Below are 12,667 nucleotides of genomic sequence, written 5' to 3'. Positions count from 1 at the left end.
TTTTAATGGCTATCGTTTTTTCTTATGGGTGGCGCGCAATGAGTAACCTTTTACCCGAACAGTATGCCAATACGGCACTCCCCACCCTGCCCGGTCAGCCGGATAACCCCGGCGTCTGGCCGACGGCCGAGCTGACCTGCGCCGGCATTAAAGCACATATCGATACCTTCCAGCGCTGGCTGGGCGATGCCTTTGACAGCGGCATCTCCGCCGAAGCGCTTATCGAAGCGCGCACGGAATTCATCGATCAGCTCCTGCAGCGCCTGTGGATTGATTACGGTTTTGGCCAACTGGGCGATGTGGCGCTGGTCGCCGTCGGCGGCTATGGCCGCGGCGAGCTGCACCCGCTTTCGGATATCGACCTGCTGATCCTGAGCCGGAAAAAGCTGCCGGACGAACAGGCGCAGAAAATCGGCGAACTGCTGACCCTGCTGTGGGACGTTAAGCTTGAAATCGGCCACAGCGTGCGCACCCTGGAAGAGTGTCTGCTCGAGGGCTTATCCGATCTCACCGTCGCCACCAACCTGATTGAAACGCGCCTGCTGATTGGCGACGTAGCCCTGTTCCTAGAACTGCAAAAGCACATTTTCAGCGACGGCTTCTGGCCGTCGGAGAAGTTCTTCGCCGCCAAGGTCGATGAGCAACAGGTGCGCCACCAGCGCTACCACGGCACCAGCTACAACCTGGAGCCGGATATCAAAAGCAGCCCCGGCGGCCTGCGCGATATCCATACCCTGCAGTGGGTCGCCCGCCGCCATTTCGGCGCTACCTCGCTGGATGAGATGGTCGGCTTTGGCTTTCTCACCGAAGCCGAACGGACCGAGCTGAATGAGTGTCTGCATCTGCTGTGGCGCATCCGTTTTGCCCTGCATCTCGAAGTGACCCGCTACGACAATCGTCTGCTGTTTGACCGTCAGCTGAGCGTCGCCCAGCGCCTGCACTACCGCGGTGAGGGTAACGAGCCGGTCGAGCAGATGATGAAGGACTTCTTCCGCGTCACCCGTCGCGTGGGTGAACTGAATCAGATGCTGTTGCAGCTGTTCGACGAGGCGATCCTCGCCCTGACCGCGGATGAAAAACCGCGCCCGATTGATGATGAATTCCAGCTGCGCGGCACCTTAATCGACCTGCGCGACGAGACGCTGTTTATCCGTAAGCCGGAAGCGATCCTGCGGATGTTTTACGCCATGGTGCGTAACAGCACCATCACCGGGATCTACTCCACCACCCTGCGCCACCTGCGCCACGCCCGCCGCCATCTGACCCAGCCTTTGTGCTATATCCCGGAAGCGCGGTCGCTGTTCCTGAGCATGCTGCGCCACCCCGGTGCGGTCAGCCGCGGGCTGCTGCCGATGCACCGTCATAGCGTGCTCTGGGCCTATATGCCCCAGTGGTCGCATATTGTCGGCCAGATGCAGTTTGATCTGTTTCATGCCTATACCGTTGATGAACACACTATCCGCGTGATGCTGAAGCTGGAAAGCTTCGCCAATGAGGAGGTGCGCAGCCGCCACCCACTCTGCGTTGAGCTCTGGCCGCGTCTGACCAACCCGGAGCTGATCCTGATTGCCGCCCTGTTCCACGATATCGCCAAAGGGCGTGGCGGCGACCACTCGATCCTCGGCGCGGAAGATGTGCTGAAATTCGCCGAGCTGCACGGACTCAATTCGCGCGAAACCCAGCTGGTGGCCTGGCTGGTACGCCATCACCTGCTGATGTCGGTCACCGCCCAGCGGCGCGATATTCAGGATCCTGAGGTGATCAAACAGTTTGCCGAAGCGGTGCAGACCGAGAATCGCCTGCGTTTCCTGGTCTGCCTGACGGTAGCCGACATCTGCGCCACCAACGAGACGCTGTGGAACAGCTGGAAGCAGAGCCTGCTGCGCGAACTCTACTTCGCCACTGAGAAGCAGCTGCGTCGCGGTATGCAGAGCACCCCGGACATGCGCGAACGCGTGCGTCATCACCAGATGCAGGCCCTGGCGCTGTTGCGGATGGAGAGTATAAATGAAGAGGCGCTGCATCAGATTTGGGCGCGCTGCCGCGCCAATTATTTTGTGCGCCACAGCCCAAACCAGCTGGCCTGGCATGCCCGCCATCTGCTGCAGCACGATCTGACTAAGCCCCTGATCCTGCTCAGCCCGCAGGCCACCCGCGGGGGAACGGAGATCTTTATCTGGAGCCCCGACCGCGCTTACCTGTTTGCCGCGGTCTGCGCTGAACTTGACCGACGTAACCTCAGCGTGCACGACGCGCAAATCTTCACCACCCGTGACGGTATGGCGATGGATACTTTTATCGTGCTGGAGCCGGACGGAAGTCCGCTGTCGGCGGATCGTCACGAGCCGATTCGCTACGGGCTGGAGCAGGCGATCACCCAGCACAGCTGGCAGCCACCGCAGCCGCGTCGACAGCCGGCCAAACTGCGCCACTTTACCGTCGATACCGAGGTCAATTTCCTGCCGACGCATACCGACCGAAAATCTTTCCTCGAGCTGATCGCTCTTGACCAGCCGGGGCTGCTGGCCCGGGTCGGACAGGTGTTTGCCGATCTGGGAATTTCGCTGCATGGCGCCAGAATTACAACCATTGGCGAGCGAGTAGAAGATTTATTTATAATCGCCACAGCCGACCGTCGTGGGCTTAATAATGCCCTGCAACAGGAAGTGCAACAACGGTTGACAGCAGCCCTCAATCCAAACGATAAAGGGTGATGTTTTTTTTTACCTGGAAAGAGTTGAACTATGCAGCAGTTACAGAACGTTATTGAGTCCGCTTTTGAGCGTCGCGCCGAAATTACTCCGGCAAATGTGGATACCGTGACCCGCGAGGCGGTTAATCAGGTGATTTCTCTGCTTGATTCCGGCGCGCTGCGTGTAGCCGAAAAGATCGACGGTCAGTGGGTCACTCACCAGTGGCTGAAGAAAGCGGTACTGCTCTCTTTCCGTATTAACGATAACCAGGTTATCGACGGTGCGGAAAGCCGCTACTTCGATAAAGTCCCGATGAAATTCGCTGATTACGACGAAGCGCGTTTCCAGAAAGAAGGTTTCCGCGTGGTACCACCGGCCGCGGTGCGCCAGGGTGCATTTATTGCCCGCAATACCGTGCTGATGCCATCCTATGTGAACATCGGCGCTTACGTTGACGAAGGCACCATGGTAGATACCTGGGCGACCGTAGGTTCCTGTGCGCAGATCGGTAAAAACGTACACCTCTCCGGCGGCGTGGGTATCGGTGGTGTTCTGGAGCCGCTGCAGGCGAACCCGACCATCATCGAAGACAACTGCTTCATCGGCGCGCGCTCCGAAGTGGTTGAAGGCGTGATCGTGGAAGAAGGCTCCGTGATCTCCATGGGCGTTTACATCGGCCAGAGCACCCGTATTTACGATCGTGAAACCGGTGAAGTGCATTACGGTCGCGTACCGGCGGGTTCCGTGGTGGTCTCCGGCAACCTGCCATCAAAAGATGGCAAATACAGCCTCTACTGTGCGGTCATCGTTAAAAAAGTCGATGCGAAAACTCGTGGCAAAGTGGGTATTAACGAACTGCTGCGCACCATCGATTAATCGGGTATAACAAAAAGCGGGGGCAACCCCGCTTTTTTTATATCTGAGGGTGGCGAAAATAGATTTTTTTCGTGAATTATTCATGGGTTATGTTGAGATCAAGGGTACCGCTATGTACGATAATCTGAAAAGTCTGGGCATTACTAATCCTGATGAAATTGACCGTTACAGCCTCCGTCAGGAAGCCAACAACGATATCCTGAAAATCTATTTCCACAAGGATAAAGGCGAGTTCTTCGCCAAGAGCGTGAAGTTCAAGTACCCACGTCAGCGTAAAACTGTCGTTGCCGATGGCGTCGGCCAGGGTTACAAAGAGGTGCAGGAGATCAGCCCGAATCTGCGCTATGTGATTGATGAGTTGGATCAGATTTGCCAGCGCGATCGCACTGAAGTGGACCTGAAGCGGAAGATCCTGGATGACCTGCGTCATCTGGAAAGCGTTGTTACCCACAAGATCGCCGAAATCGAAGCCGATCTTGAGAAGTTGACCCGTAATAAGTAAGTCGCTTTATTGCCCGGTGGCGCTACGCTTACCGGGCCTACATGTTTTCGTAGGCCGGGTAAGGCGCAGCCGCCACCCGGCAAACAACCTCACCGCTGCTCATCCAGTTGCAACGCCACATACAGCAACAGCCGGTCGTCAAAATTCCCCAGATCCAGCCCCGTTAACTCCGAAATACGGTTCAGACGGTACTCCAGCGTATTGCGATGAATAAAGAGCGCCTTTGACGTGGCCAGCGGCTGGACGTTATGGCGGAACCACGCCTGCAGCGTACGCCGCAACAGGCCGTTGTTATCCATCGCTTTCAGACGTACCAGCGGGCGGGCCAGTTCGTTGGCCTGCCAGCCGCCGCGCAGGCTGTCGAGCAGCACCGGCAGCATCAAATCCTGATAAAAATAGCTGCGGTTTTCCGGCATACGCTGCTTGCCGACCATCATCGTGGTGCGGGCCGTACGCCAGGAGCGGGCAATACTGCCCGGGCCGGTAAAGTAGTTACCTAATGCCACCCGGAAACGCAGCTGCCCATTCTCTTTCATCCGCGCGATCAGCTGCTCCACCCGCCGACGATGATCTTCCGCATCCCAGCGACCAAACTGGTTTAACGCCGGTTTGAGCACCACCATCTCGGTCAGCGAGACGATCGCCACCAGGTTATTGCGCTCCGGCGTCGCCAGCGCGTTTTGCAGCTGCTGTAGCTCCACCATCGCGCTGTCGACGCCCAACTGACCGCTATCGACCTCGATCACCGCTACCACGCGGGGCTGGTTAAGGTCGATGCCCAGACGCTGCGCCCATTCCGTCAGCGCCGGGGTATGTTCTTCTGCCTGAATCAGGTTCATGACCAGCTCTTCACGCAGGCGGCTGTCCTGCGCCAGGAGGTGCATCAGGCGGGATTGTTCCAGCATCATCTCTGCCGTCATACAGACCAGCTCGCCGTATTTGCGCAAGGATTCTGGCTCGCCGGTCAGGCCGATAACTCCGACGATCTCGCCTTCCAGACGCAACGGCAGGTTGATCCCCTGGCGCACGCCATGCAGATGCCGCGCCACCGCGTCATCAATATCCACCACGCGCCCCTGAGAGAGCACCAACAGCGCACCTTCGTGCAATTCCCCAATACGCTCGCGATCGCCACTGCCAATAATCCGGCCACGTGCATCCATCACGTTGATATTGGTGTCGATGATGCGCATTGTTCGCGCCACGATATCCTGCGCCATTTTGGTATCAAGATGCCAGCCAGCCATGTCGCCCTCCTCTGAGCAGAGCTCAAGCATAAGGAAGATTAATCAGGGCCGCATTGTGCGAATGCACAAACTCACAGGGAGAAGTATGGACTTGTGGGAGGGTTCACAGAAAGGAGTGAAAAAAGCCCCTGTTTCCAGGCAGAAACAGGGGCGGAACAGATTACTGCATCAGCAGATAGAGGGAGGTGTCGCCACGCTGGATGTTCAGCGCCAGCACCGACGGTTTGCTGTCGAGAATTTTGCGCAGTTCGTCGACGTTCTTAATCGGCTGCTGGTTGGCACCAATAATCACATCCCCTTTCTTCAGGCCGATACGGGCAGCCGGGCTGTTGGCTTTGACGTTATCCACCGATACGCCTTTATCCTGGCCTTTGTTGCTCATATCCGCACCTTCGATCCCGCTGAAGACAGCGGCAGCACCGGCCTGATTCTGCTGGCTGCTCTGCTGCAGTTCCAGCGTCACCGTTACCGGCTTCCCTTCACGCAGCAGGCCCAGGGAGACCTTGCTGCCCACTGGCATGGAGCCGACTTCCGCACGCAGTGCCGCGAAGCTGCTCACCGGTTTGCCGTTCAGGGTGGTGATGACGTCACCGGCCTTGATCCCCGCTTTCGCCGCGGAGGAGTTTGGCATCACCTGGCTGACAAAGGCGCCGCGCTGGGCGTCAACCTTCATCGCTTTCGCCAGCTCGGAGTTCAGCTCTGTACCCAGAATCCCCAGCTCGCCGCGTTTCACCTGGCCAAACTCAACCATCTGCGCGGTCAGGTTTTTCACCATGTTGCTTGGGATAGCAAAGCCAATCCCGATGTTGCCGCCGTCCGGGGCGAGGATCGCGGTGTTAATCCCGATCAGCTCACCGTTCAGGTTGACCAGCGCACCACCGGAGTTACCGCGGTTAATCGCCGCATCGGTCTGGATAAAGTTTTCGTAGTTTTCTGCGTTCAGGCCGCTACGGCCGAGGGCAGAAACGATACCGGAAGTGACCGTCTCACCCAGACCAAACGGGTTACCGATCGCCACGGTGTAGTCCCCGACGCGCAGCGCGTCAGAGTCGGCCAGCTTAATCGCGGTCAGGTTTTTCGGATCCTGAATCTGAATCAGGGCGATATCAGAGCGTGGATCTTTCCCGACGACTTTCGCGTCAAGCTTGCGCCCGTCGCTCAGCTGAACCTTGATGGTGCTGGCATTGTCCACCACGTGGTTGTTGGTGACGACATAGCCTTTGGCCGCGTCAATGATCACGCCGGAGCCCAGCGCCATAAACTTCTGCTGCTGGCCGCCGCCATTGCCGCCGTCATCGCCCGGACCAGCGCCCTGGCAGAACGGTGAGCTCTGGAACGGTGAACCTTCCTGGCAGAACGGCGAGTTATCACCGAAGAACTGCTGGAAGTTACGCGGCATACGCGGCGTGTTGACGGTGGTACTGCCTTCGACGTTGATACTCACCACCGACGGCATCACTTTTTCCAGCATCGGTGCCAGGCTTGGCATCTGTTGCGCAGTGGCTGCGGAAGAGACGGTCTCTGCTGCGCTGGCAGACAGAGGGGATAACGCTAAACCTAAACTCAGAGCCAGTGCACTCATTGCTAAAGTGGTTTTTTTCATGTTTCTTAATCTCGATTTACAGGTCACGCACAATTGCTGTGTATATCAGATTCGTTTCGACGCGCTTAGTTCCGGCATTAAGTTTCTGGAAAAAGTAAAAATTTATTGGCCGTCTTTACAAAACTCAGCCTTATTCCACCGCCATCAACTTGCGGTATTCATCCCAGGCATACAGGTCTGTCATTCCGCTGATATAGTCCTGAATCAGGCGGCAGCGATAATAAAACTCCAGCACCGGCCAGTCTGGCTGCTGCCGGTCAAATTTACTCACCGATTCCACATACGCCAGCCGATGGCGCGGTGACAGTTTATGAAATAGGCGGGATTCAATCGGGAAACGGCGGATCCGTTCCTTTTCAACCAGCTCGCTGAACTCCTCGGCGGATAATTGTAGCAGCGGGCGGTAAATCTCCAGCAGGCCGGTTATCACCCGATAGCCCTGTAATTCCAGCTGCTCCACTTCCGGGTGGCTGAACACATGACGCATAGCAACATTTTTATAGAGTTCAAGCAGTTGGCTAAAGCTGCTATCGTCCTCCAGCAGCGCATGGTTGAATTCACCCTGGTAGATCTGTTCGATATTGTCGATAAAACGCTCAGCCGCGTAAGGCACCAGCTTATTTAATGTATTGACGCGTAAATACATAAAGAACTGATCTTCGGTGCTGCGACTGAGGGAATTGGAGCGTGATTTCTCCCAGGCATTTTCAACCACCTGGGAAAACAATGACCCTTTCTCGTGGTTGCCCCAGGCATCATAAAGATGCTGATAAAGCCCCTCGACGCTGAATATTCTTTTTTCTACCGCATCTTCCAGATCGGCCACGCAATAGGAAATATCGTCAGCCGCTTCCATAATCCAGGTCAATGGAAAACGGGCATACTGCGTGAGGGAGAGTTCCTGACGCAGACGCTCGATATACGTCTCTTCCGAGAAATAGTAGCCCGGTTTTTTCATTAAATAGTTGTGCGTCGCGGGAGGGTCACCCTGCCACCAGGCGGGGCGGGTATATTTCAGAATGCATCCCACCTGCGCCCAGGTGAGGTTCATGCGCATCAGGGAGTGCACCAGACGGATGCCCTGCGCGTTGCCTTCAAAATGACACAGATCCTGACGCACCTTGCGCCGCAGCCCGTTCAGCGCCTCTTCACCGTCACGCAGCCGCAGAGCCTGCACCAGACAGCGGTCGTCGCTCAGCGGCTGGCTGGCGGCATCGGAGGGGAACAGGCGCTGGCGGAACCAGTCATTGATGGCCGCTTCGCCAAAATGACCAAAGGGGGGGATTACCGATATCGTGCATCAGGCACGCCATCTCAACGATACTCTCGAACGGCCCGGTCAGTTCATCCAGCCCGTAAGTCTCCAGCAGGCGCTGCTCCTTGAGGCGGCTTAAGATCTCTTTGGCGATATAGCGGCCCACCTGCTGCACCTCCAGCGAATGGGTCAGACGGGTGCGCACGGCGGCGTTGCGTTCGAGGGGAAAGACCTGCGTTTTTTGCTGCAGACGGCGGATCGCCGGCGAGTTAACGATGCGCCCGCGGTCGCTTTCGAAGATCCGCAGGATCTCATGTTCGCTCTTGTTCCCCTGCGGCGAGCGGTACCGGCGATGCCAGTTAATTTTGGTGCGAAAATCGATTGGTGCCATGTGCTCCCCCGCGTGAGAATGCGTTTCCCCTGAAGCGCATGATAGACTATGCATCTTAACAAGGCACATCGCGAGTAAATCTATGAAAATCGGTATTATTGGAGCAATGGAAGAAGAAGTTACGCTGCTGCGTGACAAAATTGAGAACCGTCAGACCCTCTCCCTGGGTGGCTGCGAGATTTACACCGGCACGCTGAACGGTACAGAAGTTGCTCTGCTGAAATCGGGTATCGGTAAAGTTTCCGCCGCGCTGGGCGCTACCCTGCTGCTGGAACGCTGCAAGCCAGACGTGATCATCAACACCGGCTCTGCGGGCGGCCTGGCGCCAACCCTGAAAGTGGGCGATATCGTGGTTTCTGACGAAGCGCGCTATCACGACGCCGACGTAACCGCCTTTGGTTACGAGTACGGCCAGCTTCCGGGCTGCCCGGCCGGTTTTAAAGCCGATGACAAGCTGGTTGCTGCCGCAGAAAGCTGCATCGCAGAGCTGAACCTCAACGCCGTGCGCGGCCTGATCGTCAGCGGCGATGCCTTTATCAATGGCTCCGTGAACCTGGCAAAAATCCGTCATAACTTCCCGCAGGCAATTGCCGTGGAGATGGAAGCGACCGCCATTGCCCACGTCTGCCATAACTTCAGCGTACCCTTCGTGGTGGTTCGCGCCATCTCTGACGTCGCGGATCAGCAGTCTCACCTGAGCTTCGACGAGTTCCTCGTGGTCGCCGCCAAACAGTCCAGCCTGATGGTTGAGACCCTGGTACAGAAACTGGCGCGTGGCTAAGCCGCTCCTCAGGGCGCTTCTGGCGCTGTTTCTGCTGACACCGGCGTGGCTTCTGGCCGCGCCGCGTGTTATTACCCTCTCCCCCGCCAATACCGAACTGGCCTTTGCCGCCGGGATCACCCCCGTCGGGGTCAGCAGCTTTTCCGACTATCCCCCTGAAGCGGCGAAGATTGAGCAGGTCGCCACCTGGCAAGGGATGAACGTCGAACGTATCGTGGCCCTGAAGCCCGATCTGGTGCTGGCCTGGCGTGGCGGCAACGCAGAACGTCAGGTGAACCAGCTCGCCTCGCTCGGGATAAAAGTGCAGTGGATCGATGCCACCAGTATCGAACAGGTCGCCCAGGCCCTGCGCGATCTTGCTCCCTGGAGCCCGACGCCAGACCAGGCCCAACGGGCCGCACAGCAAATGCTCAACGATTACGCCGCCTTAAAAGCCACCTACAGTATCCTGCCGAAAAAGCGGGTGTTTATCCAGTTCGGCCAACAGCCGCTGTTCACCACCAGCCAGGGCTCTCTGCAACATCAGATAGTTGAACTGTGCGGCGGGGAAAACATCTTTGCCGCCAGCCGCGTTCCCTGGCCTCAGGTGAGCCGCGAACAGGTGCTGGCGCGCCAGCCTCAGGCAATTGTGGTGGGCGGTTCACCGGGTGATATTCCCAAAATAGAACAGTACTGGCAAAGTCAGCTAAAAATACCCGTAATTCCGCTGAACAGCGACTGGTTTGAGCGCGCGAGCCCGCGTATTATCCTCGCCGCAAAACAACTCTGCTCTGCGCTGTCGCAGAGCCACTAATTTCTCGAGGATGACGATGCTCGTCTATTGGCTGGATATTCTTGGCACAGCCGTTTTTGCAATCTCCGGCGTTCTGCTGGCCGGTAAATTACGCATGGATCCGTTTGGCGTGCTGGTATTAGGGGTGGTCACCGCGGTGGGCGGCGGGACGATCCGTGATATGGCGCTCGATCATGGCCCGGTATTCTGGGTCAAGGATCCTACCGATCTGGTGGTGGCGATGGTCACCTGCATGTTAACCATTATCCTGGTCCGTCAGCCGCGCCGCCTGCCGAAATGGCTGCTGCCGGTGCTGGATGCCGTGGGTCTCGCGGTGTTTGTCGGTATTGGCGTGAATAAAGCCTTTATGGCCGGCACCGGCCCGCTGGTGGCGATCTGTATGGGGGTAGTCACCGGCGTGGGTGGCGGGATTATCCGCGATATTCTGGCGCGCGAAGTGCCGATGATCCTGAGAACGGAAATCTATGCCACGGCCTGTATTCTGGGTGGGATCGTCCACGCTACGGCCTGGTATACGTTTAACGTCCCGCTGGAACAGGCGGCGATGTTGGGAATGGTGGTCACGCTGGGGATCCGCCTCGCGGCAATTCGCTGGCACCTGAAGCTGCCAACCTTTGCGCTGGATGAAAACAGCAGGTAAAGGGAAGGGTTTTGTAGGCCCGGTAAGCGAAGCGCCACCGGGCATAACTATCAGATGCTGAACGACGAGCCACACCCGCAGGTGCTGGTTGCGTTCGGGTTGGTTACCACAAAGCGGGAACCTTCCAGACCTTCGGTGTAGTCCACCGCACCGCCCACCAGATACTGCAGGCTCATCGGGTCAACGACCAGCGCAACGCCCTGCTTCTCAATGGTCATGTCGCCGTCGTTAACCTGATCGTCAAAGGTGAAACCATACTGGAAGCCGCTGCAGCCGCCGCCCGTAATGTACACACGTAATTTCAGCTCCGGGTTGTCTTCATCGGCAATCAGGTCTTTTACTTTTTTGGCTGCTGCTTCGGTAAACTGCAACGGCAGCGCTACGTCATCACTCATCTTATGCTCCCATGAATACTGCTAGTGGGTAAAAATCACCCAATTCTTGTTGTCATTATCTAATACCCTGGTAATTCATTCAAGTATTCTGCTTCGCCAGGGTACGGGCAAGAATGGTGGAGTATAGCGGTTTTCCGCCAAGGAACTGGGCTAATAGTGTGGCCCCCAGGCAGGTAATGATCATTGGCAAAATGAGCTGGTAATTGTCGGTCATCTCCAGCACCAGCACGATGCCGGTCAGCGGCGCGCGCAGCGATGCCGCCAGCAGCGCCCCCATTCCGGCGATGGCAAAGGTGCCGGCCTCAAGATGCCAGGCCGGGAAACCTGCGGCAGCGGCCATGCCAAAGGCCGTGCCCAGCAACGTGCCCAACGCCAGCATCGGAGCAAAAATACCCCCGGGCGCGCCGGATGAGAAGCAGAGTACGGTGGTGATAACCCGGGAGATAAACATAAACAGCAGCAGACCGATGCTGAAATTACCCGCCGCCGCAATGGGGATCAGGCCAAAGCCACCGCCTGCCGCGTTGGGTTCGATAAAGCCCAGCACGCCGCACACGCCCCCCAGCAGGCCGCCCACCAGCACCCATTTGGTCGTATTACCGCCGTGGATCCGCTGGAACATATCCTGAGCGCGAATAATGAGGGCATTAAACAGCGGGCCGACAATGCCAAAAATCATGCCGAGGATCAGATACAGCCACAGCGTATTGACCGGCGCGTTGGTCAACTTACCGACCTCAATCACCGCCCCTTCGCCATTGAAAAGCCGAAAGACAATGCTCGACATAATCACGCCGGTGAATACCGCTTTAATCGAGATCAGGTTATAGCGAAACTGAGCGCGCATCTCCTCGATGATAAACAGGATCCCCGCCAGCGGGGCATTAAAGGCGGCGGAAAGCCCTGCGGCGGCACCGGTTGCCAGCAACGTATGGCGTGCTTCCGCGCTGCGCATCCTGAACAGGTCGCTGACCATACGGCCAACGTTACCGCCCAGCTGTACGGTCGGCCCTTCCCGCCCGAGCACCATCCCTGCGCCCAGCGTCCCCATCCCGCCAATAAACTTGACGGGAAGGACGCGCCACCAGCGGACCGGGCGCAGCTCTTCAAGCGCCCCTTCTATCTCAGGGATCCCCGAGCCACCCGCTTCCGGGGCGAATTTACGCACCAGAAAATAACCGACCATCGCCAACAGGGCAGATAAACCAAACGCCAGGATCCAGACCAGCACGTCACGATCGGCATAACCCGCCACGGTGCCAATACGCCAGTTCAGCACGGCATTGACGGCCTTTTCGAACGCGACGCCTACCAGCCCCGCCAGGGTGCCGACAACCGCCGCGCCCAGCAAAATCGCCAGCGGTGTTTTGTCGCGGTTGAGCAGCCGCCGGATGCTGATACGGTATCGCGCCCGCGCAAACTGTTGTTCTTCAAATGAGGGAGAATCTGATTTCATGGTCTGTTATTTTTCGTCATACAAATAGCCGCAGG

General features: G+C 57.5%; 10 protein-coding genes and 1 pseudogene. 6 read left to right on the top strand and 5 right to left on the bottom strand.

Features of this window, described 5'->3' with window-relative positions; all coding sequences use genetic code 11:
- Positions 1-38: 38 nt before the first annotated feature.
- The 3 genes from glnD to AAHB66_RS04045 all read left to right on the top strand — a co-directional run bounded on the left by glnD (position 39) and on the right by AAHB66_RS04045 (position 4,071).
- Positions 39-2,714, top strand: a complete 2,676-nt coding sequence (gene glnD, locus AAHB66_RS04055; protein WP_347115290.1) for a bifunctional uridylyltransferase/uridylyl-removing protein GlnD — start codon at positions 39-41, stop codon at positions 2,712-2,714.
- A 30-nt stretch (positions 2,715-2,744) separates the two neighbouring features.
- Positions 2,745-3,569: a 2,3,4,5-tetrahydropyridine-2,6-dicarboxylate N-succinyltransferase gene (dapD, locus tag AAHB66_RS04050; RefSeq protein WP_008501915.1), complete on the top strand. Its 825-nt coding sequence runs from the start codon at positions 2,745-2,747 to the stop codon at positions 3,567-3,569.
- A 112-nt stretch (positions 3,570-3,681) separates the two neighbouring features.
- Positions 3,682-4,071 carry a DUF3461 family protein gene (locus tag AAHB66_RS04045; protein ID WP_333855498.1) on the top strand — a complete coding sequence of 130 codons (390 nt, stop codon included), beginning with the start codon at positions 3,682-3,684 and terminating at the stop codon, positions 4,069-4,071.
- A gap of 89 nt (positions 4,072-4,160) precedes the next feature.
- On the opposite strand, the gene cdaR is transcribed toward AAHB66_RS04045, so the two are convergent.
- From cdaR to dgt, 3 genes and pseudogenes are all read right to left on the bottom strand, one after another.
- Positions 4,161-5,318, bottom strand: coding sequence for a DNA-binding transcriptional regulator CdaR (gene cdaR, locus AAHB66_RS04040; RefSeq protein ID WP_039030313.1), 1,158 nt, complete (start codon positions 5,316-5,318; stop codon positions 4,161-4,163).
- Between the two features lie 160 nt (positions 5,319-5,478).
- Positions 5,479-6,921 (bottom strand): serine endoprotease DegP, encoded by a 1,443-nt coding sequence (gene degP / locus AAHB66_RS04035; RefSeq protein WP_347115289.1) that lies wholly within the window; start codon positions 6,919-6,921, stop codon positions 5,479-5,481.
- Between the two features lie 130 nt (positions 6,922-7,051).
- Positions 7,052-8,567, bottom strand: a pseudogene (gene dgt / locus AAHB66_RS04030) (dGTPase).
- A gap of 82 nt (positions 8,568-8,649) precedes the next feature.
- On the opposite strand from dgt, the gene mtnN reads away from it, so the two are divergent.
- Genes mtnN through AAHB66_RS04015 form a run of 3 tightly spaced genes read left to right on the top strand, consistent with a single transcriptional unit; the run spans position 8,650 to position 10,781 of the window.
- Positions 8,650-9,348 carry a 5'-methylthioadenosine/S-adenosylhomocysteine nucleosidase gene (gene mtnN, locus AAHB66_RS04025; protein WP_347115288.1) on the top strand — a complete coding sequence of 233 codons (699 nt, stop codon included), beginning with the start codon at positions 8,650-8,652 and terminating at the stop codon, positions 9,346-9,348.
- A complete protein-coding gene (btuF, locus tag AAHB66_RS04020; RefSeq protein WP_347115287.1) occupies positions 9,341-10,141 on the top strand; it encodes a vitamin B12 ABC transporter substrate-binding protein BtuF in 801 nt (266 codons plus the stop codon). The genes mtnN and btuF overlap by 8 nt, the downstream gene beginning before the upstream one ends.
- 16 nt (positions 10,142-10,157) lie before the next feature.
- Entirely contained in the window at positions 10,158-10,781 is a 624-nt protein-coding gene (locus AAHB66_RS04015) for a TRIC cation channel family protein (RefSeq protein ID WP_347115286.1), read from the top strand.
- Between the two features lie 50 nt (positions 10,782-10,831).
- On the opposite strand, the gene erpA is transcribed toward AAHB66_RS04015, so the two are convergent.
- Complete coding sequence (erpA, locus tag AAHB66_RS04010) at positions 10,832-11,176, bottom strand: iron-sulfur cluster insertion protein ErpA (protein WP_032616597.1); 345 nt, start codon at positions 11,174-11,176, stop codon at positions 10,832-10,834.
- A 79-nt stretch (positions 11,177-11,255) separates the two neighbouring features.
- Positions 11,256-12,632: a H(+)/Cl(-) exchange transporter ClcA gene (gene clcA, locus AAHB66_RS04005; RefSeq protein ID WP_347115285.1), complete on the bottom strand. Its 1,377-nt coding sequence runs from the start codon at positions 12,630-12,632 to the stop codon at positions 11,256-11,258.
- Positions 12,633-12,667 lie beyond the last annotated feature (35 nt).

It is taken from the genome of Leclercia sp. S52, assembly GCF_039727615.1.
In the GTDB taxonomy this organism is placed as follows: Bacteria; Pseudomonadota; Gammaproteobacteria; order Enterobacterales; family Enterobacteriaceae; genus Enterobacter; species Enterobacter adecarboxylatus_B.
Note: the sequence above shows the minus strand (reverse complement) of the source record. Positions and strands in the feature narration are given on the sequence as shown.

Coding starts and splice junctions, on each gene's coding strand:
- AAHB66_RS04045 (WP_333855498.1), top strand. CDS start 3,682: ATGTACGATAATCTGAAAAGTCTGGGCATTACTAATCCTGATGAAATT.
- erpA (WP_032616597.1), bottom strand. CDS start 11,176: ATGAGTGATGACGTAGCGCTGCCGTTGCAGTTTACCGAAGCAGCAGCC.
- cdaR (WP_039030313.1), bottom strand. CDS start 5,318: ATGGCTGGCTGGCATCTTGATACCAAAATGGCGCAGGATATCGTGGCG.
- clcA (WP_347115285.1), bottom strand. CDS start 12,632: ATGAAATCAGATTCTCCCTCATTTGAAGAACAACAGTTTGCGCGGGCG.
- dapD (WP_008501915.1), top strand. CDS start 2,745: ATGCAGCAGTTACAGAACGTTATTGAGTCCGCTTTTGAGCGTCGCGCC.
- AAHB66_RS04015 (WP_347115286.1), top strand. CDS start 10,158: ATGCTCGTCTATTGGCTGGATATTCTTGGCACAGCCGTTTTTGCAATC.
- mtnN (WP_347115288.1), top strand. CDS start 8,650: ATGAAAATCGGTATTATTGGAGCAATGGAAGAAGAAGTTACGCTGCTG.
- glnD (WP_347115290.1), top strand. CDS start 39: ATGAGTAACCTTTTACCCGAACAGTATGCCAATACGGCACTCCCCACC.
- degP (WP_347115289.1), bottom strand. CDS start 6,921: ATGAAAAAAACCACTTTAGCAATGAGTGCACTGGCTCTGAGTTTAGGT.